Here is a 25,461-nt window from a genome sequence, read left to right on the forward strand (position 1 = left end):
TTGTGGGTAAAACCCAGCCCTGAAGGACGAGGTTTGACGCGCTTCTCGATCAAGCAGCCCGCGAGCGAGAGGAACACCTCCGGCATGTTCGCATACGTTCGTAGAGAACCTTGAGTGATCTGAACGCCAGGAGCCACGCAAAGAGCACGTTCGATGAGCCAGCGCGTTATAGCGATGCCACTGCCACGGCATGATCCGATTTTTTCAAGCAGAGGCGTGATACAGCGTCCGCGGGGATGCAAGCAGCCGTCACGATGGCCTCGATCTGCTAGAACATCTTTCAATGCGCTCGTGGGCAGCTAATGCCGGCCAAGGTCCGACGATGCGCAAATTTTCCGTCTGCTATCGGCTTCCGTCTTATCGGTCGCCGTCCCTCGGCCTGCTTCCGCCGCATTCGTGATACCTCGCCCAGAGCGTGTTGATTACGTCGAGCGCTGCGCTTGCAGCGAATCGCACTGCCGGGGAGAGTTCGACATCCGACGTCATCCCGCGTACGAGCGTAGCGGTCATGCGGTCACGTGCTTCGCCGGTTGCGTCTGCGAACAGCGCTTCTTCGAGAGAAGTCAGTCGTACCATCGAAATCTCCAACAGGGGGTTACACGTCGAGCGGTACTGATACTAGGTGCTCGCCCTTGCGCAGGCTCATCGCTCGACGCGTAATATGCACGATTGCATAACCACTTGGCAATACACTGCCTGGTTGTAGCCGCATGCCGTTTGCTAGCACGACGTAAATCGCGCTAGCATGACCGCCCACTGTCACAACAGGCGCAGGCAGATACGTGCTCGCGGCCTGCAGCGAAGGCACGTTCTGCCACGTCGCAACGAAGCCGTCGCGGGCCGAGCGGTTGAATTCGGCGAGTACGTCTGCAAGTACCGCCGCGCGGGGCGAATCGGCCGCACCGCTCACAATCAGCGTCTTGCCAGACATTGCGATGCTTAGCCCTTCCAAGGAGGCGCGGCTCGACAGCGCCTCGAACAGTCGATCGAACCACAACAAGCGATCATTGACGACGCGCCAGGCGCGCAGTCCCCTCAACCTGTTGAGCTGCGCGGCAGTGCGTTGCCACGCCGCATTGGCAACAATCGGCCCGCGGATCTCGACACTGTCCAGCGTCGCAGCACTGCGCACGTCGACATCGCGATAACCGCCCAATAAAAGCAGGTTGCGGACGGCCTCGCGCAGCGCATCTGCACAAATGCTCTCGTCGCGCATCGCCAGGCCGTGTTGGCGCATCAGTACTCGCAACCGTTCAACATGGCTTGACGAGGCACAAAGGCCGCTCACAACGACGGTACCGTGCGGCATTTGCTGCGCGCGCAGGCCTCGAAGCGCAGGAGCATGCATCTGCTGTGTGAGCCACGCATCGACATCAAAGTGCCTCGGCTCCGCCGGACGCCACAGGATAAGCGCAAGCCCCGCGAAGATACCACCTACCGCGAGCGTGGCGCCCGCTCCGCACACAATTGCATGCCTCGGCCGCGTCGCCACCCGCCTCCGCGCAGGCACCGGCAACGTAGGTAATCGATCGCTGGCTTCCCCAAGCACGAAGGCGATGCCGGCGACGTCGATCGCCCGCCGAAACGGCAACACGGAATCTGAGTGCCACAGTTTGCCGTCGACCCATACGCTCGCGTCTACAGACACGCGTACGCCATCTTCGCCACTCGTCAATGTCGCTTGGGCACCGCCTTCGACCGGCAGCGCGATATCCGCGTCTTCGCCACCGATTTGCGTTGTCCCGAGCGGCAAGTCGAACTCGAACCCTACAAGTGGGCCGTTCAACCACTTCAGCTTGTGCATCGAATCGACATGTCACCTACGTTTGCTGCCAGGGGCTCGCTTCGATCAGGAACAAGCGGATCGTGTGCCGCTTGCTTTGACGGGTCGTCTTAAACAGACTACCGAGAATCGGAAGGTCGCCCAGCAGCGGGATCTTACGCTCGCCTTCGCTCAGCTCATCCTGAACGAACCCGCCAAGCAGCAGTGCTTCGTCTTCCTTCAGCAGTGAATGCGTTGCGATTTCAGATCCGAGCGTTTGCGGTAACGGCTCCTGACTGCTCAACGGGCTCGCCTGCCGGCCGTCCTGCACAACGAGCGCCAACATTACCTCCTGCCGCCCTGAATCGCCGACGATGCGCGGTGTCACGCGCAACAGCGAGCCGGTCGAAATCGATTCGAGCTTCGCGATGCGTTCGGCGCTCACTTTTGTATAGAAAGTAATATTTCTATCAAGTACCGCTTCCATGTTATCCAGCGTAACGATTGAGGGTCGCGATAAAATGCGCGCCTTCGAACTTTGTTGCAGTGCGGTGAGCTGGACCATAAAGCTGCCGGTGTTCGAAATCACCGTCGAGAAGCCGCCAGTATCGCGCTCGCCGCCGGCATTGAAACTCACCGCGCCGCCGCCAATCCGCGCAGACATATGCGCGTCGACACCAAGAGCGCCGAGATCCTCCGCGTTAATATCGACGATCGTCACCGAGATCTCGACAAGCTTTGGTTTGCGGTCGAGCTGCGCGATCAAGTCGCCGTACAGACGCATGTTCGCCCGCTTGTCTCGCACGATCACCGCGTTCTGCCGTTCGTCGGCAGCGAACATCGGTAGCGACCCGTCGGTCGCGAGGGACTGCCCCTTACTATCCTTGGGTGGTAGCGCGCGGCCCTGCGCCATCTCGCGCAAAACCGACGCAACACCCGATACCGTAACCTGCTGCGATCGATAGCTATATGAAGTATCTGCGGCTGTCGCGTACTTAAGCGGGAATAAACGAACTGATTCCTGATTCTGCTCTCGATTGACCGCCTGCTGATCGAGGCGTTTTGCGAATTGCGCAACGCGTTCAAGGCAGACGGGCACACCGTACACCTCGACCGCGTTCGCCTGCTCGATCGCCTGCACGCGACATTGCCGACCATCGAGCAGGCCAGCCGAGTCCAGTTGCGCAATTAGCGTCGACGAGAGCAGATAGTCGAGAGCTATTAGGCGACTCGACACCTCATTTGCGCGATACACGTAGAGCGTCTGACCGTCGTAGTACCACGCAAGCCGATGAAGACGCGCGAGACGATCGAGCGTCGCGTCCGGTGAACCACCGTCGATCGTGCCGATGAACGCACCGTTCACTTGTTCGCTAACGATAACCGGCACGCGATAGTTCGCGCCGAGATCGTGCAGCATGTCGGCGAGTTTAGTACCACGCGTCGCGAAAAAGAACGGCTCCGCGCCGTGCGTTGAAATCGAAGAGGGCCACGCAACCGTAGGAGGACCGAATACCACGCTCGTGGCGACTACCGCACTAGCCAATGCACGGGCTCTCTTGAAGCGACGCAGGAGCATCATTCCCGCCGTCCAGCGGAAGGCAAGCCGCACGCGGCTGCGTAATGCGCGCCGAGCCAGCGCACGACCGAACCTTGCTGCTCAATCCCATCGCGCAGCGCTATTGCATCGGAGTCGCTGTCATAGCGACGGACAAGGTATAGCGTGCCACCATCTAGCCACAGCGAATCGTCCAACTGACAACGCTGTGACGCCAGCCACAACGCCGCGTGCGAAATCCATGCTGGTTCGGGCGGTGCTCCACCGAGAGGGAACGCGACCCAAACACCGTATGCCCCTTCGCCGCACCAGCCGTCCAACTCGTCCATCCTCAGCGACCACCGTCCACGTCGCGCGCTGCCGATCGAGACCGATTCAAGGTAGCGAATGCATGCGGGGACGTCAATCTGATATCCATGCTCCATGGTGCGCCATTCTCTGGATAAATGTTGATAGAATCGATCCGGTCATCACCTGAAGTTAGGACGGCTTGGAGCAATTTTTCTTTTACGTACGGCACTCCTCTCATGATTTTCACGAATACTACTGCTCCCGCCGAAATACGCGTCCTAATCGCGGAAGACCATCCTCTACTGCGCTTGGGCCTCAAAAACCTGCTGGATACATCGCCCCCGTTGTCTGTGGTCGACGAGGTCGGCAACGGTCTCGAAGTGTACAGGGCGTGCCAGCGGCTCAATCCCGACATTGTGTTGCTCGACCTTGGGCTGCCCGGCATGAACGGACTCGATGTGATTTATCAATTGCGGCGGCGCTGGCGGGACCTCGGCATCCTCGTCGTCACCGCGGAGACTGCCGAGCATCGCGCGATAACTGCACTCGCGACCGGCGCAAACGGCTACATGTTGAAGAACAGTTCGAAGCAAACGCTGCTCAACGCAATCTGGAAAGTGTGGCGCGGCCAGACCGCGATCGATCCGGCGCTCAATCTCACCCAGATCACGACAAAGGCCGCGCCGGACTGCTCGGTTAAGCTCACGCCGCGCGAACGTCAAGTTCTCAAACTGATTTCCGAAGGCTGCCGCAATCGCGACATCGCGGAGAAGCTCACAATAACAATTAAGACGGTGGAGACACATCGATTGAACTTGATGCGCAAGCTCGACGCGCACAACGCGGCGGAACTGGCCAACTGGGCACATCGGCTCGGACTGCGCTGAACCGCCCCTCTCTGTCGGCAGCAATCAAGCATTCTGAATGGAAATCAGTTCCGCCAAATTCAGCACGTCCTGATAGCTCATCCAGTTACCTGTACGCACTCGGTGCTCCTGCGCCTCGACTGCCTCGCGCAAGAGATCCAACCCGCCTTGTCCCGCGCAACCCTTCAGGGCATGCAGCACGTTCAGCATCGACGTGACGTCATTCGTATGCCATACGACGTCCACCTGTCGCTGCAGATCGACAAGCGTCTGATGCAGCTTCTCGCGCATCGCGGCGTCGCTCGAATTCAACAGCGACGGGCACGATTTGGCGTTCGGGGTGAGTTCAACTCCGCGCATGAGCTGCATCGACGAAACCTGATTGACCATCTCGGCCAGTTGCTCGAGGGATACCGGCTTTGTCAGATAGCCGTTCATCCCGGCCGCCTTCGCACGCTCATGTTCGGCGGGAGATGCGTTTGCGGTGAGCGCGACTATCGGCGTATCCGGGTCGAGCACGCCTTCTTCGGGCCGGCGCCAGCGCTTCGCAGTGGCCATACCGTCCAACTCTGGCATACGCAGGTCCATCAACACTAGATCAAAAACGCGCGAGTGGCCGAGCTTGAGCGCACACTGACCGGACGCTGCGGCACACGTGAGATGGCCAAGCTCCCGCAGCATCTTGCCAACGATGTCACGATTGACCGCGACGTCGTCAACGACGAGGATCTTCAGCGACCATGCACATACCGCCTTCGGTCCCGCCTCTTCTCGCACGGCCTCACCTCGCAGCGCTAACACGACCTTCTCCCACAACTTGCCTGGCAAATACCCGGACTCCGGCATCGGAAACAGCGCGTTCTCACCCTTTTCAACACGGAGCCCCCACGTGCGTAACTGCATGTGCAGCGCGGATGGCGCGACGAAATGGCCCGCGAGTGGTGCTGGCGGTATCCCGTCCGCCTGCAGCGGCAGCAGCACCGTGAAGCGCGTACCTTGGCCGGGCTTGCTGTCGAGCAGGATCTCGCCGTTCATCAAGTTTGCGAGACGCGATGCGATCGGAAGGCCAAGGCCGTTGCCGCTGTCGTGAGCGCGCACCTGCACAAATGGCTTGAAGATATCCAACTGATACTCATCCGGAATGCCTGTACCGGTATCCTCGATGACGAACGCCAGCATGTCAGCCCGGCGCTCGACGAGCAAATAGATGTGCCCTCGCTCCGTGAACTTCACTGCGTTGCCGAGCAAGTTGACCAAGATCTGCTGCACCCGTAGGCCGTCGAGCCATACTCGCCTGGGAACATCGGCCGCAACTAAAGTACGCATGCTCAGGCTCTTCTCGTGCGCGCGAATATGGATCGTCAGCATTGCTTGGTCGATCAGCGCGAGTAGATCGGTCCGATCGCTCGCGATTTCGAGTTGGCCGGCCTCGATTCGCGAAAAATCCAGCACGTTGTTTACAATCCCAAGCAGATAGCACGACGACTGCTGCGCGACAAGAACGAGATCGCGTTGCTCTGGCTGGAGCGCACTACGATTCAGCAGCGCAAGCGCCCCAATAATACCGTTGAGTGGTGTGCGAAGCTCATGGCTAATGCCCGCGATGTGCTCGCTTTTGCGATTGCTTGCCGTTTCGGCGAGCCGCTTCGCCTCCGCGAGTTCGCGCGTGCGTTCCGACACCTTGCTTTCGAGCGTCTTGTAGTACGTATTGACGGTGCTAAGCAGCGAGTTATACGCGAACCCGATACGACTCAACTCGTCACTCGACTCGGTCGGAAGGCGGCGACCGAGATCGCCTTCGCGCTGCGCGTCTATAACCTCGACGAAATGGCGTAGCGGTCGGCCGAGCTGCTGCTGCAGAGTGACGTAGACAAACGCGATCAGCAACAGGTGGATGACGAAGGCGAAACGCGTCGTCAGCGGCAGCAGAGAAATCGCATTGTCTACGCCCGAACTCTTCGGATAAACTGCCCTCAACCACCAACCCGGCCCCTCCAGTGGTGCGCAGATCACGAAATGATCGTCTCGACGGTTCCCTTTCGTGCTATCGGATTCCAGCGAGAGCAGCGATACGGGCGGCGGCATCGTAGGCGTCTCCGAGCCCATCCACAACACATTGCCCCCCTGAGTCTCCAACGCGAAGCGCAGAGCGTTGCTAAATCCCCCGTCCTTCGCCATTGCGGGAAAATCGCCAATCCGCAAACAGTGCCCCGTGACGACGCCGGTGTGCGGATCGACAACGGCCACGGCCACTCGCGGCACGCCATTAGAATCCATATTCGTCGCTCCCCAATGTACGCCCGGAAGGTTCGCCAGCGTGCGCAGTGACATGAGTGCGCCGATCTTGAGCAGCATGTCCTTCTTGGGCATTGCCTCCGGCTCGAGAAGCACGATCCCTTCCGTCGGCAGTAGAAGAAAAGTGTCCATCCGGACATCTGCGATCATGCGCGCATGGGCCGCGACAATGTCACATGCACGCTCGATGAGTTTGCGATTTCCCTGCGCGTCCTCAAACGGCACGAAGATCACGCGTTGCGCCTTCCCCGGCACCCTCTGGAGTCGGCTGCTGCGATTGTCGAGAAGGTGCATGTTCCACCACGCCATCAGCATCCGAGCATGTCGCTCAGCATATTCGTAACGGTAGCTTTCCTCCCGCGCGATATATTCGAGCTGCCGGGTCAGCTCCGTGCGCAGCTCTTTCTGTGCCTCGACGTACCGAAAATAAAAGCCGACGGCTTCGGACAGCAGCCAGAAGACCATAATCGCGCAACTCAGGATCACCATGATCCGCGCGGTCAACGACTTTTCCCACAATGCGCGCATTATTGACGAGTCCCTTCCAACATCTGCAGCACAATTATCGCATTGGGACACTTTGCGCACGTGCAAATTCAGGCCTTTACCGTATGCTCTACGCCGCTGCGCTTCGGCACGATATTTGACCGTGTCTCACGTTGCTTCTTCCGCCCACGAAGGAATCGAATGGATTTGCAAACGGAGCGCCGACTCGAGCAACTGCTACGCCTTCTCGAATTGCCCTGCGACCGCATCGCCGAGCGAATGGAATTCGCAGGAACCGGTACGCGTCTTTTCATCGAAGTCGACGAGGGACGACTCACGTTGTCGCTTGCGAATGCGGTCGACACCGCTTGCCGCCGAGACGCACTGATGCGGGTCATCGCGCGGTGTGACCCGATGCGCGCACAAGGCCTGGCTCTACATGCATTTGCGACGAGGTCGCAGCTCGTCGTGAGCTGCGTGTTCCCGCGTGATACAAGCACCCGCGACTGGCTGGCCGGTCACCGGTCGATGCGCCGCCTGCTCGACGCTCACGATGGAGTCACTGCATGAAACGGCTAACACCGTGGCTCGCGCGCGCCGCGCGCCGTCGGGACGTCGTGCTGGCAATGATGCTGCTTATTGCGGTTTTCATGATCATCGTGCCGTTGCCCACGGGACTCGTCGATCTGATGATCGCGTTCAACCTGATGATTTCGATCATCCTGCTGATGATGTCGCTGTACATCCGCGATCCGCTCGAATTCTTGGTGTTTCCATCTCTACTACTCATTACGACGCTGTACCGGCTCGCCTTAACCATCAGCACGACGCGACTCATCCTGCTTCAGGCTGACGCGGGCGAAATTGTTTACACGTTCGGCAGTTTCGCGGCGGGGGGTAACCTCGGCGTCGGTCTCATCGTATTCGTGATCATCACCATCGTCCAGTTCATCGTCATCACAAAGGGCTCAGAGCGCGTCGCCGAGGTAAGCGCACGATTCTCGCTCGACGGCATGCCCGGTAAGCAGATGAGCATTGACGGCGACGTACGTGCGGGCACGATCGACGCAAATGAGGCACGCAGACTGCGCGGCCTCGTGCAGAAGGAGAACCAGTTGTACGGTGCGATGGATGGTGCGATGAAGTTCGTCAAAGGTGATGCGATCGCCGGCATCATCATCATTCTCGTTAACATCCTCGGTGGCACCGCGGTCGGCGTATTCATGCACGGACTGACTGCAAGCGACGCGATGTCAACGTACGCAATCCTTTCGATCGGCGACGGCCTTGTGAGCCAAATTCCCGCACTGCTAATCTCGATTACCGCGGGCATGATCGTCACGCGCGTGCCGGGGGACATACGCCAGCCGCTCGCCGCGGACCTTACCGAACAGATTGGAAGACAGCCGCAGGCGCTCTGGCTCGCCGCGGCTGTGTTGCTCGTATTCGCGATGCTCCCCGGCTTTCCGGTCTTCTACTTCGTCTTACTCGCCGCGCTTGCGTTTTGCTGCGCGTGGCATCTGCGTCGGCGCGCCGACAGCGCAGCTTCGGCCAGCGTCAGCGGTGCGGCACACGGAACTGCCTCGCCGCCTGGCGCGCTTGCCGGGCACGCGGTGGGCACGCCCGGAGTCGCGATGTCGCCCGGCGCAATTCCACTGATGATTCGCCACGGGGAATCGGCGGTGCGACCGGCTAAGCTCGCCGAAGCACTCGACGCCTTGCGTACGCAGACCTTCGACAAGCTCGGACTTCCCTTACCTGAAATCCATCTACAGGCCGACGCCGGCCTTCCCTCTGATACCGTACAGATCCTTCTTTATCAGGAGCCCGTCCTCACACTCGCGATGCCCCCGAACGAGTGTCTACTTGATGCATACAACTCCGCGCCCTTGATACAACGCGTGCGCATAGAACCGCTGCCGTTCGCGCGGTTGCGACTGCGATGGGTCGATATCGCGCAAGCGCAGGCGATCGCTGCCCTTGGCATCACGATTCACCACGATGATGCGCGTGTCGCATACTGCTTGTCGCTCGTCATCGATTGCCACGCCGCACAGTTCATCGGAGTGCAGGAGACCCGGTTCCTGATGGATGCCATGGAACCCCGGTATGCCGAGCTGGTGAAGGAAGTGCAGCGTCAGATGCCGATCGGTCGGATCGCGAACGTGCTGCAGCGGCTCGTCGATGAGTGCGTTTCTGTGCGTGATCTGCGCGCCATCTTCGAGGCACTTGTCGAATGGGCGCCGCGCGAAAAAGATCCAGTAATGCTCGCCGAATACGTACGCGTTGCGCTGCGGCGACACATTGCAACGCGTCATCGCGCAGGTCAGCCTTGGATTAGTTGCTGGATGATCGGCGACCGAATCGAGTCGCTGATACGGGAATCGATCCGGCAGACAGCCGCGGGGTCGTATTCGTCACTCGCGCCTGACCATACGAAAGCGATCCTCGAGCGCCTGAGGGTCGCGCTCGCGGAAGCAGACTTGCAGCGTACCGTTCTCGTTACTGCTATCGACGTGCGCCGCTTCGTGCGCAAGATCGTCGAACGTGAGTTCGGCGATCTCTCGGTGCTGTCGTTTCAGGAAATCGGCGAGGAGGCAGAGCTACGCGTGATCGGTACCGCCGATCTGATGGGAGAGTTCGCCGATGCGCCAGCTTGATTGTGCGCTGGTCAATGCTCTCGTCGATGCACGACTCGCACCGCGAGGTGTCGCACCTGAACCGAACATGCGTTATGGGCGCGTTGTCGAAATCGGCTCGACTCTCGTGCGCGCGAAACTGTCAAGCGTGCGCTTCGGCGATTTGTGCCGACTTGAACCAAGCGGGATTGACGCCGAAGTCGTTGCGGTCGACGGCGACGCGGCATTGCTGTCCCCGTTCGACGAACCGCGTGGGATCTCAGCCGGCAGCGCAGTGCGCTCGCTGGGGCGACCGCATCGGATACCGGTCGGCGATTTTCTTCTCGGACGCGTCGTCGACGGTGTCGGCCGACCGCTTGACGACGGCCCCGCGCCACCCGCTGACGCCGAGTGGATCGATCTTGACCGCGCGGCACCCGCACCGCTCACTCGCCCGATTATCGATACGCCCCTGCCGCTCGGTGTGCGCGCAATCGACGCTGTGCTCACCTGCGGTCGAGGACAGCGAATCGGAATCTTCGCTGCAGCAGGCGGCGGCAAAAGCACGCTACTAGGAATGATCTGCGATGCCAGCCTCGCCGATGTCACAGTGCTGGCGCTAATAGGGGAGCGCGGCCGCGAGGTGCGCGAATTTCTCGAACACGTGCTGACCCCGCAGGCACGAGCACGGTCGGTTGTCGTGGTATCGACATCCGACCGCTCCTCGCTTGAAAGACTGAAGGCCGCCTATGCGGCGACCGCAATCGCCGAGCACTTCCGTGATCAGGGCCGTGACGTGCTACTTATGATGGACTCGCTTACGCGGTTCGCGCGCGCGGCGCGCGAAATCGGCCTCGCAGCGGGGGAGAAGCCCGCAGCCGGTAGCTATCCACCGAGTTTCTTCGCGCGGCTACCGCGCTTGCTCGAGCGCGCCGGGCCTGCTGCAAGGGGAAGTATCACCGGCCTCTACACGGTGCTTGTCGAGGGTGACGACATGAACGAGCCCGTCGCCGACGAGGTCCGTTCGATCCTCGACGGCCATATCGTGCTATCACGCAAGCTCGCTCAGGCGAATCATTATCCGGCGATCGACATCGGAGCCAGCGTAAGCCGCGTGATGAGCCAAATCGTCGATGCGCGCCATCTGAATCTCGCCGCCCGGATCAGACGCCTCGATGCCGTTTATCGTGACATCGAGCTACTCGTGCGGGTAGGGGAATACGAACCAGGACGTGATTCAGAAGCAGACGACGCGCTCGCTCGCCGCGATGCGATCCGCAGCTTCCTGTGCCAGTCCGCGACAGAAAGGAGCACGTTTGAACACACGATCGATAAACTATGGACAACGGTGGACGGTCAACGCTGACCACACTCGTGACGCTCAAGAAGCGGCGCGAGCGCGGCATACGCAGCAAGCTCGCAGCGATCGAGCAGCGGGACGCGTCGCTGGTCGCGAGCAAGACGAGCCTACTTGAGGCGCGCCGCTCCCTCGTGGCCGAATGGCGCATGCGCGCGGACGTGGACGCAGTGTACGACCCTACGGCACTGCAGACGCTCAAGCGTGAGCTCGCGACCTATCATGAACGCGATCGGACACTCGCCGAACAGATCGAGACAGTCGACACGCAGCGGCGGGCGCTCCGGCAGGAGCGCGACAGTCAGCTCGGTGAACTGCACCGTATACTGGTCGGTCAGGAAAAATTAAACGGACTGCTAGAATGACGAAACGGGATCCGCTGTGAAAACGATGACAATGACACTGGCGCGGTTCCGGGAACCGCGTGTTTCGCACACCGTGAGCGCCGCGGATCGCGACGCAATGCATGCAAGTGGCGACGCCGACGAGTTTTGTACGTGGCTCGACGCGTCGGCCGACGACGCACAGCTTCCACGCATTCACGGCTGCGAAGAGACTGCACCTGAAACGCGCGGCGTGGCCGAGAGCGTGAGTGGGCATGCGGGACGCGCACTACCGGTCTTTGTGACCGCGCCGATTGATCGTCCATCATCCACGGCGCGACAGACGTCCTCCGACGTACTAACGTTACGTATCGCGAACGGCCCACTCGCCGGATTCACGCTGCACGCGCGTTGTGCGGATGGCACGCTCGCCGTCTCGCTCGATTCAGCCCACGTCGAGGCGCATCTGCGTGCCCGAGCGCGCCGGCTGCGCGGCCCCCTCGAAACGGCGCTGGTCGCATGCTTCTCTCAGCACGTCACACTCGAGTGGTCCAATGCGAGCACTCCAGATTGACCGCGCTACGCTCGCGCTGCTACGTATGGTCGGTGCGGGCCGATGGCTGGCGCTCGACGGCGGAGCACTGACGATGCGGTTCGGGCACGCAGGCGGCGATGGGCTTATTGTATCGGCGCGCACGGACGACGGTCCCGTGCGCCTTTGGGTCGATGCCCTATCGTGGTGCAGTTGGATTGAGCCGATACTGAGCGTGCCGAGTTGGGACGCGACGCCCGTCGAGCTACGTGGTGCCCTCGCAGCGTGGACGTGCGCATGTATCGAACAAGATCTCGGGTCGGCCGGCATTTCATGGCTACGCGCAGACGCAATTGAGCGAGGCGCATGCAAGGCCAAGCCCATGTGGTCGCTCCGGATCGAGCGCGAGCGTGAATTCGCTTCGATCGACTTGCGGATCATGGAGGCGCCACACAAGTGGCTCGAACAGCTCGCGCGCGGACTTGATCCGCTGCCGGTCCATTTGCAGCCGGATTCGCCTCGCTCGAGCCCACACGACGAGCACGCCGCAGCACCCGCGATTCGGCTCTCACTCGCTGCCGGCTGGACCATCATCAACACCGCGATGCTCGCGGGCGTTCGCGCGGGCGACGCGCTGGTGCTGCAACATGCCTATGCAGTCACGCAAGGTGAGCTTTCGCTTTACGCCGATCGTCCGCTCGCCACCGTGCTTGAATGCCGGCAGGGTTCTTTCACAATTGGAATTATGATGGAAACGTTCGATGACTGGCTCGACGTCACCCCCACTCCATCGCAGGATGCAGGGAACGTGCCCGATACACCCGATGCTTTCGATGAGCGCGATGCGCATGCACCGTCATCATATGTGCTTGAGGCCCGCGTGCGCGTCGTGGCGCATGTTGCGACAATTGACGTGCCGCTCGTACAACTCGCAAGTCTACGCGCCGGCGACATTCTCGACGGCCCCGCGCAGCCTGAAGATCTCATCACGCTCCAGGTCGCGGGAAAGCCCTTTGCGCGCGGCACGCTGCTCGAAATCGGCGGTCGCCTGGCCGTGCGCATCGAACAGCTTCTATCCAGATGATTTCAGGTTTCGGCCTGATTGGCTAACGCACGGCGCATTCTAATAATGCATCTCGTATCGCGTTCCTCCGGATCCGTGGATGAATCTTCTCGACCAGCCGCTCCAGTTGATCGGCGTGCTCTTCGCACTATCGATCTTGCCACTTCTCGTGGTGCTAGGGACGTCATTCCTCAAGCTTTCGATTGTATTTGCGCTGCTGCGGAACGCACTCGGCACGCAGCAGATTCCGTCGAGCATTGCGCTGCACGGACTCGCGCTAGTGCTGACGATGTTTGTAATGGCCCCCGTGGGACTAGCAATCCAAGACAACCTCACCGGGCATCCGATCAGGATTGAGGCTCCGGATTTCGCACAGCAGGTGGAGAAAACGATCTTGGGGCCGTATCGTGCATTTCTTGAGCGCAATACCATGCCAGACCAAGTCCGCTTCTTCGCTGACATAGGTCATAAGTCTTGGCCTGAGCCGTACCGCAGCAAGATAGCTGACAACTCGCTACTTGTGTTGCTGCCGGCGTTCACCGTAAGCCAGTTAATCGAAGCGTTCAAGATCGGTCTGCTGCTGTTTATGCCATTCGTCGCGATCGACCTAATCGTCTCGAACGTTCTGCTTGCAATGGGGATGATGATGGTGTCTCCGATGACGATCGCGCTGCCGCTAAAACTGCTCGTGTTCGTGCTGGTGCATGGCTGGGAGAGGCTGATCAGCCAGCTCATAATGTCGTTCGCCTAACCCCACGCACGCCGCATATGAGCGAAGCCGTGCTCACACAACTCGCCGCACAAATGATGTGGCTTGTATTGCTGCTCTCGCTGCCAGTCGTCGTCGTCGCATCGGTAGTTGGTGTTCTCGTCAGCCTCGTGCAAGCACTCACACAAGTTCAAGACCAAACTATCCAGTTCCTGATCAAGCTGCTCGCAATCGCCGTCACGCTCGCCGGTACGTATCACTGGACTGGCGACGTGCTTATCAACTACACGCTGCAGAGCTTCGATCAGATTGGAAGAATGCGCTTCTAACGGGCGGTATATGCAATTACTTGTCCAATGGTTGCCGATCATCGCAATCATGATCCTGCGCCCGTTCAGCACGCTAGTGATCCTCCCCGTTTTCACGCCAGCAGCGCTCGGCGGGTCGCTAGTGCGCAACGCGCTAGCACTAATGATCGTGCTGCCCATGCTACCGGTTCACGATACGTGGCGAGCGTTCTCGCGGGAGGCGGACGGGGCGCAATTTTTTTTGTGGCTCGCGCTTGGAGAGCTGTGCATCGGTGCGCTGATCGGATTTTGCGCAGCAATTCCGTTCTGGGCGCTCGACATGGCCGGATTTTTGATCGATACAACACGCGGCGCCTCAATGGCAAGCGTGCTTAACCCGCTGCTCACCACGCAATCGTCGCCGTTCGGGATGGTGTTCTCGCAGGTTTTCACACTGCTATTTTTGGTATCGGGCGGATTCAACACGCTGATCGAGACGATCTACGCGTCCTACGTCACGCTACCTCCCGGCTCAACACTACGCTTCAGTCCCAGTGCGCTCGCATTCCTCGCACAGCAGTGGCACATGATGCTCGAGATTTGTCTGCGCTTCGCGATGCCGGCACTGGCGGTGATGGTACTCGTCGATATGGCACTCGGTCTAGTCAATCGCTCCGCGCAACAGCTTAACGTATTCTTCCTGTCGATGCCGATCAAGAGTGCACTTGCTCTTCTGTTGGTCGTCTCGTGTGCGAGCTTCGCGTTTCGGCTGCCGCTCGCCGAAATCGCAACGCTTCCTGAACTAGCCGCACATTTGTCGAGAATGCTCCGATGAGCGAGAAAACCGAGAAGCCGACAGCGAGAAGAATCGCCGAAGCACGTAAGAAAGGCCAGGTCGCGAAAAGCACTGAGATCACAAGCGGCGCGCAGCTCACAGTGTTGCTCGGCTATTTTCTGTTCGAAGGTGTACATTTGCTACACGCGTTCCAAATGCTCGTGAACGTGTCGATCGAGAGCGTCAACGATGACTTCACTGCCGCGATTACTCACTGGGTGCGCGCTTTCGGTGCTGTTCTGATTCGCTTTACCATCGGCATGGCAATGCTCGTGATTGCCTCCACGGTCGTCGCAGTGATCGCGCAAATCGGTCCGCTGTTCGCCATCGAGGCGCTCAAACCATCGTTCAACAAGATTAATCCCCTCTCGAATTTCAAGCAAATGTTTTCGCTGAAGGGCCTGTTCGAGTTCGTAAAATCGCTGTTTAAGGTCGGCGCGCTATCAGCGATCTTCTTTTATCTGATCCGTCAGTACGCACCGTCACTGCAATTCCTCTCGCTTTTCAGCATAGAATCCGGGCTTGCAGTCAGCACGCAATTGCTGTACTGGATGTGGGCAGCACTTATCGCCTTCTATGTCGTGTTCGGCATCGCCGATTTCGCGTTCCAGTGCTACAACACGAGGAAGCAACTGATGATGTCGCCGGAGGACATTAAACAGGAGTTCAAGAATTCGGAAGGAGATCCGGAAATCAAGCACAGGCGGCGTGAGATCCATCGAGAAGTTCACAGCGGGAGCCTGGCCGCGAATGTCGCGAAATCGACAGTTGTCGTGCGCAATCCCACGCATGTTGCAGTCTGCGTTTATTACCGTCGCGGTGAAACGCCGCTACCGGAGGTGGTCGAGATCGGCCATGACAAGTTGGCGCTGCACATCGTGGCGCTCGCCGAACGCGCGAACGTGCCCGTCGTCGAGAACGTGCTGCTCGCGCGCGCGCTCGCAGGGCGACTCCAAGTCGGGCAGCGTATTCCGCCTGATCTATTCGAGGCAGTTGCGCATGTACTCCGCGTCGCGATGGAATTGCACTACGACCATGATATCGGCGAGCCTGATCCGGACGCCGGCGCCACTGAGCTTCCTCCGGGGCCATCGGTTGCAGGATGAATGCCGTGGATAGAGCCAGTCAATACTGCGGCGAGCGCCGCGAGCCTTGGCGCTCGTCCTTGTCTATGTAGCACGCTGAGAGCGCGCGCGCATATTCCGGAAGCGATGATCACCGATTCTGAAATCCGGAAACACGTCGAAAACCCGCGGCGAGTGACACGGTGCATTACAAGAGCGAGTCTTCAGGGTGGCTGCCTTAAAGCGCCGTGGGACTGCCGCAATCGTCGATCGGTCCCGGCAACAACGAGAAACGACCAGTGCAAACTGAAACAGGGATCGTACGGACCGAAATACGCACGCCGGCGGACTTGACGTGCACGTGCTGTCCGTCTCGATACCTTACATTGAAGGACCCAGCCAAGTACGACATCCGCTTGCTCCAAAGCGAATATCGTAGTGCCGTCCACGAGACGTGACGATCCTATAGCGTGCACTCGCCACGCTTGCACCCTAAGATTGTCGCCCGAAAGCCACACGATACCACGACACACGCCAATTCACGCGTATTGCCCACCAATCGGGCCGGGACGCGGCGCGCGACAATGTCAGTGCGCTGGCCGACCGTAAGCGTCAAATCATCCGCACCCACCCGACACTGCCGAACCGATCTTGATTGTGTCCGCAACCCACCCTCGCGGGCCCAACCACAATGGCAGTTGACAGCCTCGACCTCGCTTTCTTGCCGTTGAGGGTGAAGACGTTACGGCCGGCCTAACGTCCGCCAGTAGTGCATCGACAATTCCAGGACTTGCTGATCCGCGCCGCGCTCAATGCGCAGCAATGGCCGCGTATGCGGCCTCGCCAAGCGCCTAGATCGGTGAGGGACACGAAGGTCTTGCTATTCCTAGCTATTACTTTGCTATTGCGTTAACGCCCCAATCCTCGGTAGGGGAAATAGCGACGATATGCATGTTTCGCATCGATTCCATGCGAACGATATATTTTTGTTGTGTCAACGACGACGCTACAGTGCGTAGAACATTCGCTGGAACTTCGATGGTCTGGGCGCTCCGTAATACTCCGCCCAACTGCCGCGTGACGTGCGAAGGACGTTGTATCACCCATTGCTGGAGGAAAATATCATGAAGAAGCACGTTAAGCGGATTGCAATCACTGGAGCTGCCGGCCAAATCGCCTATTCTCTGCTTTTTCGTATCGCAAACGGAGACATGCTTGGGAATGATCAGCCGATAAGTCTGCAACTGCTTGAGCTCCCCCATGCTCTCGACGCATTGCGCGGTGTGGTCATGGAGCTCGAAGACTGCGCGTTCCCGCTGCTAACTTCGGTGCAGGTGACGGATGATCCACGCGTCGCATTCCGCGACGCGGATTATGCGCTGCTTGTTGGCTCGAAACCTCGAAGTAAGGGCATGGAGCGCAGCGATCTACTAGCAGCTAACGCATCAATTTTCCGCACACAGGGGCAGGCACTTAACGAAGTAGCGAGTCGCGATATAAAGGTCTTGGTCGTCGGTAACCCCGCGAATACGAATGCACTAATTACCCGTCAGTTTGCCGTCGATCTACCTGAAGATGCGATTACCGCGATGATCCGTCTTGATCAGAATCGAGCCAGTTCGATGCTTTCGCAAAAATGTGGCCGCCCTGTCGATTCGATTGAACGTATGGTGGTGTGGGGTAATCATTCTCCGACGATGTATGCAGACTATCGTTTCGCGCGCGTTGACGGACGACCCGCAGTCGAGGTCGTGAACGATGAAGATTGGAATCGTGAGGTTTTCATTCCGCGCGTCGCCGGTCGAGGCACCGCAATCATCGAAGCGCGGCGTGCCTCGTCCGCTGCGTCGGCGGCGAACGCGGCAATCGATCAAATGTCAGATTGGGTGAATGGTAGCAACGGTAGATGGGTATCCATGAGCGTGCCGTCCGACGGCAGCTACGGCATTCCCGAAGGGCTTATGTTTGGGGTGCCGGTGACGTGTACGAACAGTAGGATCTATCAGCGCGTGAAGGGCCTTGAAATCGACACGGAATCGCGCAAATTTATCGATCGTTCGGTAGCAGAATTGGTGCGGGAAGCCGAAGCTGTCAATGCATTCTTCGCCGCCGGACACTAACGATTCGCGCGCATGCTCAAGCCGCAAAGCGAGCGCCGGATTGCCTCTTTAGCGAGACAAGATGGCGCTCTTATTAGCGCCTCCGGCGCGCCGCTGTCCTGCATGGCACGTTCTGCGGACTTTGCCTGAGTCGATGGAGAAACCGGGTAGCCATACAGGACACTCAAATAACAGCCGCCAATTCGGTCGCTGCCGCGTAACGACTTCTTTCCAAGCATAGTGTTTCGGACTCCGCCTTGTAAGCACGACCGGAACAAGAGTCTGGAGTTCACGCGCGGCGCCAATATCTAGCCGAATAGGGGCCACTGTGGCTTTGCCGGTGCCGGTTAGGCTTTGGGATCGATACCATTCAGGCAGGTGGTACGAATGAAGCCGCACATCACGGCCGCACCTTCATCGCCTGAGTCCGGACCGGAAAAATAAAAGTCCGGTCTCAGGACGCCGCCAGATCCGTGCAGGCCGTGTCGAACTGCAGCCGAGCATGCGGATCACAGGTTGCCCTTTGATCACCAGGCGCGTCTTGACCTCCGGCGCCTAATTCAGGGCGGCCGCACCCGGGTAGAACTTGCGCACCAGTTGATAGCCGCCCTGCCGACGCCTGTTGTGTTGATCGCGATATAACCGACCCTATTGCGCTGCGTGATCTGCTCGACCGCAACGGCCTGTGCCTCGAAACTGCTGGCGCTCAGCGCTCGAAACGATCCACCCTCGACGCACGGCTGCGCTACGGCCACCGGGCCCACCGGGTCGCCGGTGCGTCCCAGTTGTGGCCGACCCACCGCTCGCGGCACGCTGACGGATGCGACAGCAACAGCGAATTGTGGTCGGTCCATTCGTCCGCACGAGTCGATCATGCTGCGCTGCACGTCGGCCAGCTCTAGCACCGATACCGAATCGCCGATGAACCGGCACATCAGCAGGTTCGCACAGTCTGCGGCACTATAGCGGCGGCGCAAGCGCTCCAGGTAGAACAGATTGCAACCGCCCGCAACCGCATCGTGAACGATCACGATCTGGCGTGATTGCTCGCGTCCACGCACACGCGACCGCCCTTCAACGCGTCGGGACTCATGTCGTCGATAGTCGCTCGCCGAGCGCGCGCCCTTTGCTCGCCTGCGCACTGCTCCAGAACCCATATGGCTACATATACGCTCACGCACGGACTGGTGCTTGCTCACCCTCTTTGGCCGGTCCTGACCAGCACGCCGGGAGTCGGCGTCAGGACCGCCGCCAGACTCCTGACCGAGGTTGCCCATAAAACGTTCGCTTCGGTCGCCCACCTGGCCGCCTACACTGGCCTTGTCCCGGTCACTCGATGCTCTGGCTCATCGATCCGCGGTGAGCATCCGTCCGGACGCGGCAACAAGGTTCTATAGCGCGCTTTGTTCCTACCTGCCTTCGTGGCAATACGAGACCCCGTCTCGCGGGCTTACTACGCCCGCAAGATCCAACAGGGCAAGCGCCACAACCAAGCGCTCATCGCACTCCCACGGCGACGCTGCGACGTCCTGCTCGCCATGCTGCGCGACGGCACCATTTACCAACCCAAGTCAGCCACTCACGCTTGACGAAGGACATAGGGCATCCCCGATAGTTTGAGGGAGAGGCTATGTTCTGTGTTTCAGGGGGCTGCTCCAGTCACCTTACTCTGAGGAGAGCTGTCCGTGGATTGCATACGCCCAAAGCCGATCATCGCGGAATCCGAAAGTCCGGACCTACGTACGACTGCGAGAGTCCACCGGATTGATGCCAGAGCGAAGAGTGAAATTTGAGAGCCCAAACCGATCATCCAACTACACTTGTGGGGGTTGCTTACAAGGCTGGCGATCGGCCTACATAAGCGCCCCTACGATAGCTTACTTGTAACATGGAGAGATCATGATCAGGAAACGGATGCTCTGCATTGCTGCGGCAGTGCTTACAACCGTTGCTTATTCACAGGCATACTCAATGGATATGAAAAAAGATAGCGCACATGTAATGTCCGATACGGTAACCCTTAATGGCAAGTTGGTCACAGTCGCAGGTCCCATTCCTGAAGTTGGAAAGATCGCACCAGATTTCGAACTGGTGAATGGCGAAATGAACGACGTGTCGCTGGCGGATTTTCATACCCGATACAAGATCATCAATATTTTCCCGAGTGTCGATACACCCGTCTGCGGTGCCGCTCTACGGCGATTCAACGAGATGGCAAGTAAGCTGAACAACACCGTGGTCGTTAGCGTGTCCGCAGACATACCATTTGCACAAAGGCGCTTTTGCGCCGCCGAAAACATCGATAATGTCGTGACATTGTCGAACTTCCGTTCGCCGTCATTTGGTAAAGCATATGGCGTGGCGATGACGGATGGCCCCTTAAAGGGACTCAACGCGCGTGCGGTGGTTGTACTCAATCCGCAAAACAAGGTCATCTATAGCGAGAGAATGCAGGACGTAACTAAAGAGCCGGATTACGAGTCGATCCTGACATTGCTTCAAACGCAGCGTTAAGGTGATCAACGGCGCATACTGTTCGTTGCGCCGTCTCGCCAACTGCTCATGCAATCTTAATGGTTTAGGATCCGTTGCGAAATTGGTTAATTGTGGCTTGCAATGCGTCCGAAAAATCGAGGCAAAAGCCAAGGGCTCGCATAAAGGCTGTATGACCATAAGCGTAGAGTTCGGAACGAGTCTCATGGCGTCAGTCGGGCAATCGAACGGCCCACCGGCCCTCGCGTTTTTCCCCGGGCGCACCGCTCTGCCGCGCGCCGATCTTTGCGATACACCGGCATGATGCGGCGCTCACGCGCGCTGCCGATGGGGTTTGGAGCTGGAGCCCCGGTCGCCTTGTACGATTTTCGGCGTGGGTAAACGGACGTCCCAGTTTTCCCCGGATAACGGCAATGGCATCAAATAGCGCATCAGGCTGGATATACCGTCATGATTTGCGGCACTGAGAAGACCACGAGCAGGATGTCGTACGAGTCGACGAAGAGGTAGTTTGCTGACGGGCTTGGGCCGGCTTTTTGCGGCCTGCACGGCGCGGATCAATGAGATGTTGACGAGTCGCCGCCCCAGGGTGGTTGATTCCGCCAGAGCGACGCAACTCAGCCGGCGATGTTTCATGGCTGCGTTGCCAGACACCGCCTTTGCCACGCATCGAGACATTGCGAACAACCCGCGCCGGGAACCGCATCCCATTTCGTGGGAGTAGATTCCATGCGATGACCGAACGGAAATCGAACTCCGCGCCGACCAGCACTGCGCGGTTGGGCGTCGGTTTGGGTCCACATACTGCCACTTGCGTGACGCTCGCACAGATCGCAGTGGTTCGATGAGTGACCGTAGTTGAAATCGGATTAGCGGCGACGATTGTTGCGTTGCCGTCTCGATCCGTGCCTTACTGGCGTCGAAATGCGTGATCGCTTTTTGTATGGCCTGCGCGGGCGCGTCCGCTACGATGCATATGGTCAGTTTTGAATGCATTAATATGTCAGCGAACCAACCCAGCATGTGCGAATTAGCACTCTTTAGCGCACATCGTCGGATTTTTGTTGATGGCTCCATTTTCTCTATGTTGCCTTTCCAATAATGCCGCTTATTGCCGCTTTCGATGTCGGGACGACATCGCTCAAAGCCGCGCTTATAACGCGGGATGGCAACCTGATTCATTCGCAAACAAAATCGGTCAGTACATGGTCGAATGAGTTGGGTGCGATTGAGCAGGAGCCGGAGCAGTGGTACCGGCTCCTAGCCGAAGCTGCGCACGCATGGTGGCGCCGCGGCGTTGACCCGGCGCATATCGAGATGATTGCAACGGCCGGTCAAATGCAGAACCTCATTACCGTGGACCGTCATGGTATCGCGCTCGGGCGGGCAATGCTGTACGCCGACGTGCGTGCGTCCGTCCAAGCCGACGCAATCAATGACCGATTCGGCCGGGCGGAACTGCGTAACACTATCGGCGGCGCGGTCACTGCAGCGTCGTTGCTGCCGAAGTTGATTTTTTTTTGGAACATGATCCCGATCGATTTATCAAAACGCATCGAGTACTATTCAGCGCCAAGGACTATCTCGTACACCGCCTTTGCGGCAAGTCCGTCTGTGACTGGACCACCGCGTCAACTACTGGTCTGATACTTGCGCATGAATGCGCGTGGTATTCCACCTTGCTGGAAAGCTTCGGCGTGGACAGCTCGCTGTTGCCCGAGCTAAGTGCGGCCGATGTGGTCGTCGGTTGCGTCAATGCGGCGGCTTCACTCGCAACAGGCTTTCGCACCGGGACGCCCGTGCTGTGTGGCATGGGCGATGCGGCCGCCACCACTTTAGGCGCAGGTATCACTGACAAGCAAAAACCGTATCTGTACGTCGGAACGACAGGATGGGTCGCAAAAATCGTTGACAGAGACAGTTCACCATGTGCGGCAGTTGAGGCAGTGTTCACCCTACGGTCGTGGGAAGCGGATGAGATGATCCGTATCGCGCCCGTACTGAACGCCGGCAACGTTCTCGCGTGGGCACTTACGTTGCTCGGTCACCATCCAGGAGAAGATCCCGTCCGAGTCTTCAAGCAGTTCGACGCGCAAGCCGCGCCCGGGCCGACAGCAGACGGCTTGATGTTCGTTCCATTTATTTCGCCTGAACGATGTCCAATTAGGACCCTGTCTGCCCACGGCGCATTTATAGGAATTTCATCACGGACTACGCGCGCGCACATGCTACAGGCTGTATGCGAAGGACTCGCACAATCGCTGCGATGGTGCGGCGACCTGCTCGGCATCCCCTTGGATGGTTATTTGAGGACCATCGGCGGCTGCACTAGAAGCAAGATATTCATGCAGGCCTTGGCGAACGCGTTTGGTAAAACTTTACACATCAGCCCGGACTCCGAAATGCTCGCGACCGCGGGCGTGGGACGACTTGCGGCACGCTCGCTCGGATGGCGAGACGTAGGAAGCTGTACCGCGCAGCCAGTCAGTAGCGTTTGGTATGTGCGGCCCGAGCCGATGCGCGCTGCTATTCTTCGGCAGCACTTCACGCGCTTTCAAGAGGTCGCCGGCTCCATAACCGGTATGCCTGCGGAAAAGGATCAATGTCCGTAAGCGGCCGGGCAACCCGTCGTGAGTTTGGCCGAAGCGCTTGGGAGTATCGTGTCCCCGAATAACCGGACGCGTGAACAATATTGAATCAGAATCACTTCCAGAGCGTCGTCGCCGACAACGCTATAGGGGAGTTCAAGGCGCAGTGGTACCGGCCTGCCAGGGAATCGGCGTATCGGTTGCACTGATCGCTCTGGAGCATACGCTCAACGCAAATCTGCTACGGCGCTGGATGCTGAGGCGGAGGGTCGACTTCCTAAGAGACTGCTGGGTCGTCCGCCAGCCTCTGTGCCGATGGCATGGGAAGCATTACTGACGCACATCAAATCCTTGTAAATTAAAGCTTGGCGCAACTCGCCCACACACTGCATAGCCAAAGTCAAACACGATAGATCACGACAATTCTGATTCGCCCGAGCTGCAGTTTAGGTCCACCTGGTGCAGAGCGCTCGCGCCCGCCATCGCATCGCCATACGTTCGACTACTCCGCTTCAATTTGAAGTGCAATTAATTACAAAGCACTGGTAATATACAATAAATACAATCACTTATCAGAATTTGACTTTTCCATGATGTCACACGTGATCACCCGGAAAACCCTATCTGCTGACGCTCCAATTTGGATTGGACACGCGACAGCCGACGGTCAGTTTGACCGGGAGCTAACCTTGAAGCCCACGCCGTCACGGGCACTTCAGAGATGGTCCGGGACATCATTTTTTGTCGACAATCAAGTTGTAGGGCGAGGGCTACGCACAACCTCGAGTTGCATCCTTTGTTACGCGTAGTTATAACAGACGGGTGCCGGTTGAGGCGCTTCGGGATGGTTGCTTAGCCATCGACCATAAAGGTTGTCCACATAGGCCATAACGATCCAAAACAGTGGATCGTTTGGGCTGTTAGTGGTTCCCATATCCCCAAACTGCCCCCCAATTCCGGTGAAAACGTTGGAGGTCGCACCCATCACCCTTTGCGTAAAAGTCGCTAGATCGGGCGATGTTTGAACGGTCAATGCAAAGAATTCAGGTGAGGCCCATGGACTTATCGTTGCGCCTTGGTCGAATGCACGCCGCAATACATGCACGACCGGCACGAGTTCATCTAACCCAGGATATGCGACCTGCCACCCACTAAAGGGGCCATCCGATACCGTGCTTCCAGCGCCCGTGCCATTTCCCCCCATGTATTTTTGGGACAAAACTGCCGATTTCTCCGGCGACGCGAAGTCGATCGGGAAATTCCAGTAAGGTAGCGTTACGCTCTGATTTTGGGCCTGCAGCGCTTGCTCAAAACTTAGTAACAGTTGGCGGTAACGAGCCAAACCGGTCGGTGGATTGTCTGTTGTATATTGGAGGTACTGTTGAGCATTAACCGCATGATCCCGAGAAAAAACGTCATATTGTGTCGCGGTCACGGCACCAAGCAAACTTCGCGCATTGATCTTCTGCACCGCACTAATGAAATTCTGCAGATCCAACGACGATAGCGATAGCAAATCGCGTCTCGTATATATTGTCGAACAGGACTGCGCGAGGACTCTCCGCTCCCTCGTCAGGATGTATGCCCCCCAGACACGGTGAGCGCTTGGATAAAGGACCGTCGATTCATTATTTCCTCCAAGGCAGCTTTTACGCACGCACCATTTCTCTTGATACGACTCGAATAACAAAACAAAAACTAACGCATGCGCGGCACTGCAATTAATTACCCAATTAACCGAACCATACCAACCAACCAACCAACCAACCAACCAACCAACCAACATTAGCCTAGCAAATTTTACGCAGCAGCGAGACGAATTTATCAAATTTAATATCCTTTCCGAAATATTCCAATTCACCCAAATGACAAAAAAACAAGCTACTCCTCACTTCTAGTCCAATCCCGTGCCCCCATATGCGTCGGTTGATGCAAAAGCCAAATGCCCGATTCCGCTCGGGAGCGCGACAGCGGGCGCGTCGTGCTTGTGCAGGGGTGTACTGAATGTCTCGCCATCGAAGTCGCAAACGTTCGTGGGACCTGTCGAGTTCCAGCTGTTACTAACGAATCAACGATCGCCTGCTATGTAGCGTTCAGAGCAAAAGATCCCCAGCTGGCCTCGTTGGCGCGCCGCGTGAGTTCCTATCAAAGTGCATCAAAACGCACGATTTTCTGCGGCCTCAAAACGCGCCAGGTTCGTTGCCACAAGGACCTCAGCACACGGTCCGAGGGTGC

Annotated in this window: 19 protein-coding genes and 2 pseudogenes; 16 read left to right on the plus strand and 5 right to left on the minus strand. The window is 58.4% G+C overall.

From position 1 onward, the window contains the following. Positions 1–595: 595 nt before the first annotated feature. Together sctD and C7H84_RS34775 are read right to left on the minus strand one after the other, a co-directional pair. Positions 596–1,804, minus strand: a complete 1,209-nt coding sequence (gene sctD / locus C7H84_RS34770) for a type III secretion system inner membrane ring subunit SctD (protein ID WP_121863030.1) — start codon at positions 1,802–1,804, stop codon at positions 596–598. Between the two features lie 16 nt (positions 1,805–1,820). Then, positions 1,821–3,344, minus strand: a complete 1,524-nt coding sequence (locus C7H84_RS34775) for an EscC/YscC/HrcC family type III secretion system outer membrane ring protein (RefSeq protein WP_121863031.1) — start codon at positions 3,342–3,344, stop codon at positions 1,821–1,823. A gap of 503 nt (positions 3,345–3,847) precedes the next feature. On the opposite strand from C7H84_RS34775, the gene C7H84_RS34780 reads away from it, so the two are divergent. Continuing rightward, entirely contained in the window at positions 3,848–4,498 is a 651-nt protein-coding gene (locus C7H84_RS34780; RefSeq protein ID WP_121863032.1) for a two component system response regulator, read from the plus strand. 24 nt (positions 4,499–4,522) lie between these two features. Here C7H84_RS34780 and C7H84_RS34785 read toward each other — a convergent pair whose 3' ends face one another. Next, the gene (locus tag C7H84_RS34785; RefSeq protein ID WP_121863033.1) at positions 4,523–7,300 is read right to left on the minus strand and encodes a two component system sensor kinase; all 2,778 of its coding nucleotides are present in this window, start codon (positions 7,298–7,300) and stop codon (positions 4,523–4,525) included. Between the two features lie 159 nt (positions 7,301–7,459). Between C7H84_RS34785 and C7H84_RS34790 the strand changes: the two genes are divergently transcribed. The 11 genes from C7H84_RS34790 to C7H84_RS34835 all read left to right on the plus strand — a co-directional run bounded on the left by C7H84_RS34790 (position 7,460) and on the right by C7H84_RS34835 (position 18,166). Beyond that, the gene (locus tag C7H84_RS34790) at positions 7,460–7,828 is read left to right on the plus strand and encodes a secretion protein (protein ID WP_240462189.1); all 369 of its coding nucleotides are present in this window, start codon (positions 7,460–7,462) and stop codon (positions 7,826–7,828) included. Further along, positions 7,825–9,918, plus strand: coding sequence for an EscV/YscV/HrcV family type III secretion system export apparatus protein (locus C7H84_RS34795; protein ID WP_121863034.1), 2,094 nt, complete (start codon positions 7,825–7,827; stop codon positions 9,916–9,918). Before C7H84_RS34790 ends, C7H84_RS34795 begins: the two co-directional genes overlap by 4 nt. Next, positions 9,905–11,242, plus strand: a complete 1,338-nt coding sequence (locus C7H84_RS34800) for an EscN/YscN/HrcN family type III secretion system ATPase (protein ID WP_121863035.1) — start codon at positions 9,905–9,907, stop codon at positions 11,240–11,242. The genes C7H84_RS34795 and C7H84_RS34800 overlap by 14 nt, the downstream gene beginning before the upstream one ends. An 8-nt stretch (positions 11,243–11,250) precedes the next feature. After that, positions 11,251–11,598, plus strand: a complete 348-nt coding sequence (locus C7H84_RS34805; protein WP_240462190.1) for a hypothetical protein — start codon at positions 11,251–11,253, stop codon at positions 11,596–11,598. Between the two features lie 25 nt (positions 11,599–11,623). Next, positions 11,624–12,130: a hypothetical protein gene (locus C7H84_RS36800; RefSeq protein ID WP_162999488.1), complete on the plus strand. Its 507-nt coding sequence runs from the start codon at positions 11,624–11,626 to the stop codon at positions 12,128–12,130. Next, positions 12,111–13,172 (plus strand): FliM/FliN family flagellar motor switch protein, encoded by a 1,062-nt coding sequence (locus C7H84_RS34810; protein ID WP_121863037.1) that lies wholly within the window; start codon positions 12,111–12,113, stop codon positions 13,170–13,172. Before C7H84_RS36800 ends, C7H84_RS34810 begins: the two co-directional genes overlap by 20 nt. Before the next feature lie 79 nt (positions 13,173–13,251). Beyond that, positions 13,252–13,902 (plus strand): type III secretion system export apparatus subunit SctR, encoded by a 651-nt coding sequence (gene sctR / locus C7H84_RS34815; protein ID WP_121863038.1) that lies wholly within the window; start codon positions 13,252–13,254, stop codon positions 13,900–13,902. Between the two features lie 17 nt (positions 13,903–13,919). Continuing rightward, a complete protein-coding gene (locus C7H84_RS34820; protein ID WP_121863039.1) occupies positions 13,920–14,189 on the plus strand; it encodes an EscS/YscS/HrcS family type III secretion system export apparatus protein in 270 nt (89 codons plus the stop codon). 10 nt (positions 14,190–14,199) lie between these two features. Beyond that, positions 14,200–14,982, plus strand: a complete 783-nt coding sequence (gene sctT, locus C7H84_RS34825) for a type III secretion system export apparatus subunit SctT (protein ID WP_121863040.1) — start codon at positions 14,200–14,202, stop codon at positions 14,980–14,982. Continuing rightward, entirely contained in the window at positions 14,979–16,088 is a 1,110-nt protein-coding gene (locus tag C7H84_RS34830; protein ID WP_121863041.1) for an EscU/YscU/HrcU family type III secretion system export apparatus switch protein, read from the plus strand. The genes sctT and C7H84_RS34830 overlap by 4 nt, the downstream gene beginning before the upstream one ends. 1,082 nt (positions 16,089–17,170) lie before the next feature. Beyond that, positions 17,171–18,166 (plus strand): malate dehydrogenase, encoded by a 996-nt coding sequence (locus C7H84_RS34835; RefSeq protein WP_121863042.1) that lies wholly within the window; start codon positions 17,171–17,173, stop codon positions 18,164–18,166. 539 nt (positions 18,167–18,705) lie between these two features. Here C7H84_RS34835 and C7H84_RS34840 read toward each other — a convergent pair. Beyond that, positions 18,706–19,176: a hypothetical protein gene (locus tag C7H84_RS34840; RefSeq protein WP_162999489.1), complete on the minus strand. Its 471-nt coding sequence runs from the start codon at positions 19,174–19,176 to the stop codon at positions 18,706–18,708. A 156-nt stretch (positions 19,177–19,332) separates the two neighbouring features. On the opposite strand from C7H84_RS34840, the pseudogene C7H84_RS34845 reads away from it, so the two are divergent. From C7H84_RS34845 to C7H84_RS37430, 4 genes and pseudogenes are all read left to right on the plus strand, one after another. Then, a pseudogene (locus C7H84_RS34845) lies at positions 19,333–19,734 on the plus strand (transposase); the annotation flags it as partial. Positions 19,735–20,146: 412 nt separating this feature from the next. Beyond that, positions 20,147–20,659, plus strand: a complete 513-nt coding sequence (tpx, locus tag C7H84_RS34850; RefSeq protein ID WP_121863050.1) for a thiol peroxidase — start codon at positions 20,147–20,149, stop codon at positions 20,657–20,659. 1,080 nt (positions 20,660–21,739) lie between these two features. Further along, positions 21,740–22,419, plus strand: a pseudogene (locus C7H84_RS37425) (FGGY family carbohydrate kinase); the annotation flags it as partial. Positions 22,420–22,617: 198 nt separating this feature from the next. Beyond that, the gene (locus C7H84_RS37430) at positions 22,618–23,250 is read left to right on the plus strand and encodes an FGGY-family carbohydrate kinase (RefSeq protein ID WP_240462192.1); all 633 of its coding nucleotides are present in this window, start codon (positions 22,618–22,620) and stop codon (positions 23,248–23,250) included. Positions 23,251–24,025: 775 nt separating this feature from the next. Here C7H84_RS37430 and C7H84_RS34870 read toward each other — a convergent pair. Then, a complete protein-coding gene (locus C7H84_RS34870; RefSeq protein WP_162999490.1) occupies positions 24,026–24,724 on the minus strand; it encodes a tyrosinase family protein in 699 nt (232 codons plus the stop codon). Positions 24,725–25,461 lie beyond the last annotated feature (737 nt).

This window comes from Burkholderia sp. Nafp2/4-1b, from assembly GCF_003635165.1.
Lineage (GTDB): Bacteria > Pseudomonadota > Gammaproteobacteria > Burkholderiales > Burkholderiaceae > Burkholderia.

Excerpts from the sequence above, each read along its gene's own strand:
- sctD (WP_121863030.1), bottom strand. The coding sequence starts at position 1,804 with ATGCACAAGCTGAAGTGGTTGAACGGCCCACTTGTAGGGTTCGAGTTC.
- C7H84_RS34775 (WP_121863031.1), bottom strand. The coding sequence starts at position 3,344 with ATGATGCTCCTGCGTCGCTTCAAGAGAGCCCGTGCATTGGCTAGTGCG.
- C7H84_RS34780 (WP_121863032.1), top strand. The coding sequence starts at position 3,848 with ATGATTTTCACGAATACTACTGCTCCCGCCGAAATACGCGTCCTAATC.
- C7H84_RS34785 (WP_121863033.1), bottom strand. The coding sequence starts at position 7,300 with ATGCGCGCATTGTGGGAAAAGTCGTTGACCGCGCGGATCATGGTGATC.
- C7H84_RS34790 (WP_240462189.1), top strand. The coding sequence starts at position 7,460 with ATGGATTTGCAAACGGAGCGCCGACTCGAGCAACTGCTACGCCTTCTC.
- C7H84_RS34795 (WP_121863034.1), top strand. The coding sequence starts at position 7,825 with ATGAAACGGCTAACACCGTGGCTCGCGCGCGCCGCGCGCCGTCGGGAC.
- C7H84_RS34800 (WP_121863035.1), top strand. The coding sequence starts at position 9,905 with ATGCGCCAGCTTGATTGTGCGCTGGTCAATGCTCTCGTCGATGCACGA.
- C7H84_RS36800 (WP_162999488.1), top strand. The coding sequence starts at position 11,624 with ATGACAATGACACTGGCGCGGTTCCGGGAACCGCGTGTTTCGCACACC.
- C7H84_RS34810 (WP_121863037.1), top strand. The coding sequence starts at position 12,111 with ATGCGAGCACTCCAGATTGACCGCGCTACGCTCGCGCTGCTACGTATG.
- sctR (WP_121863038.1), top strand. The coding sequence starts at position 13,252 with ATGAATCTTCTCGACCAGCCGCTCCAGTTGATCGGCGTGCTCTTCGCA.
- C7H84_RS34820 (WP_121863039.1), top strand. The coding sequence starts at position 13,920 with ATGAGCGAAGCCGTGCTCACACAACTCGCCGCACAAATGATGTGGCTT.
- sctT (WP_121863040.1), top strand. The coding sequence starts at position 14,200 with ATGCAATTACTTGTCCAATGGTTGCCGATCATCGCAATCATGATCCTG.
- C7H84_RS34830 (WP_121863041.1), top strand. The coding sequence starts at position 14,979 with ATGAGCGAGAAAACCGAGAAGCCGACAGCGAGAAGAATCGCCGAAGCA.
- C7H84_RS34835 (WP_121863042.1), top strand. The coding sequence starts at position 17,171 with ATGAAGAAGCACGTTAAGCGGATTGCAATCACTGGAGCTGCCGGCCAA.
- tpx (WP_121863050.1), top strand. The coding sequence starts at position 20,147 with ATGTCCGATACGGTAACCCTTAATGGCAAGTTGGTCACAGTCGCAGGT.
- C7H84_RS37430 (WP_240462192.1), top strand. The coding sequence starts at position 22,618 with ATGATCCGTATCGCGCCCGTACTGAACGCCGGCAACGTTCTCGCGTGG.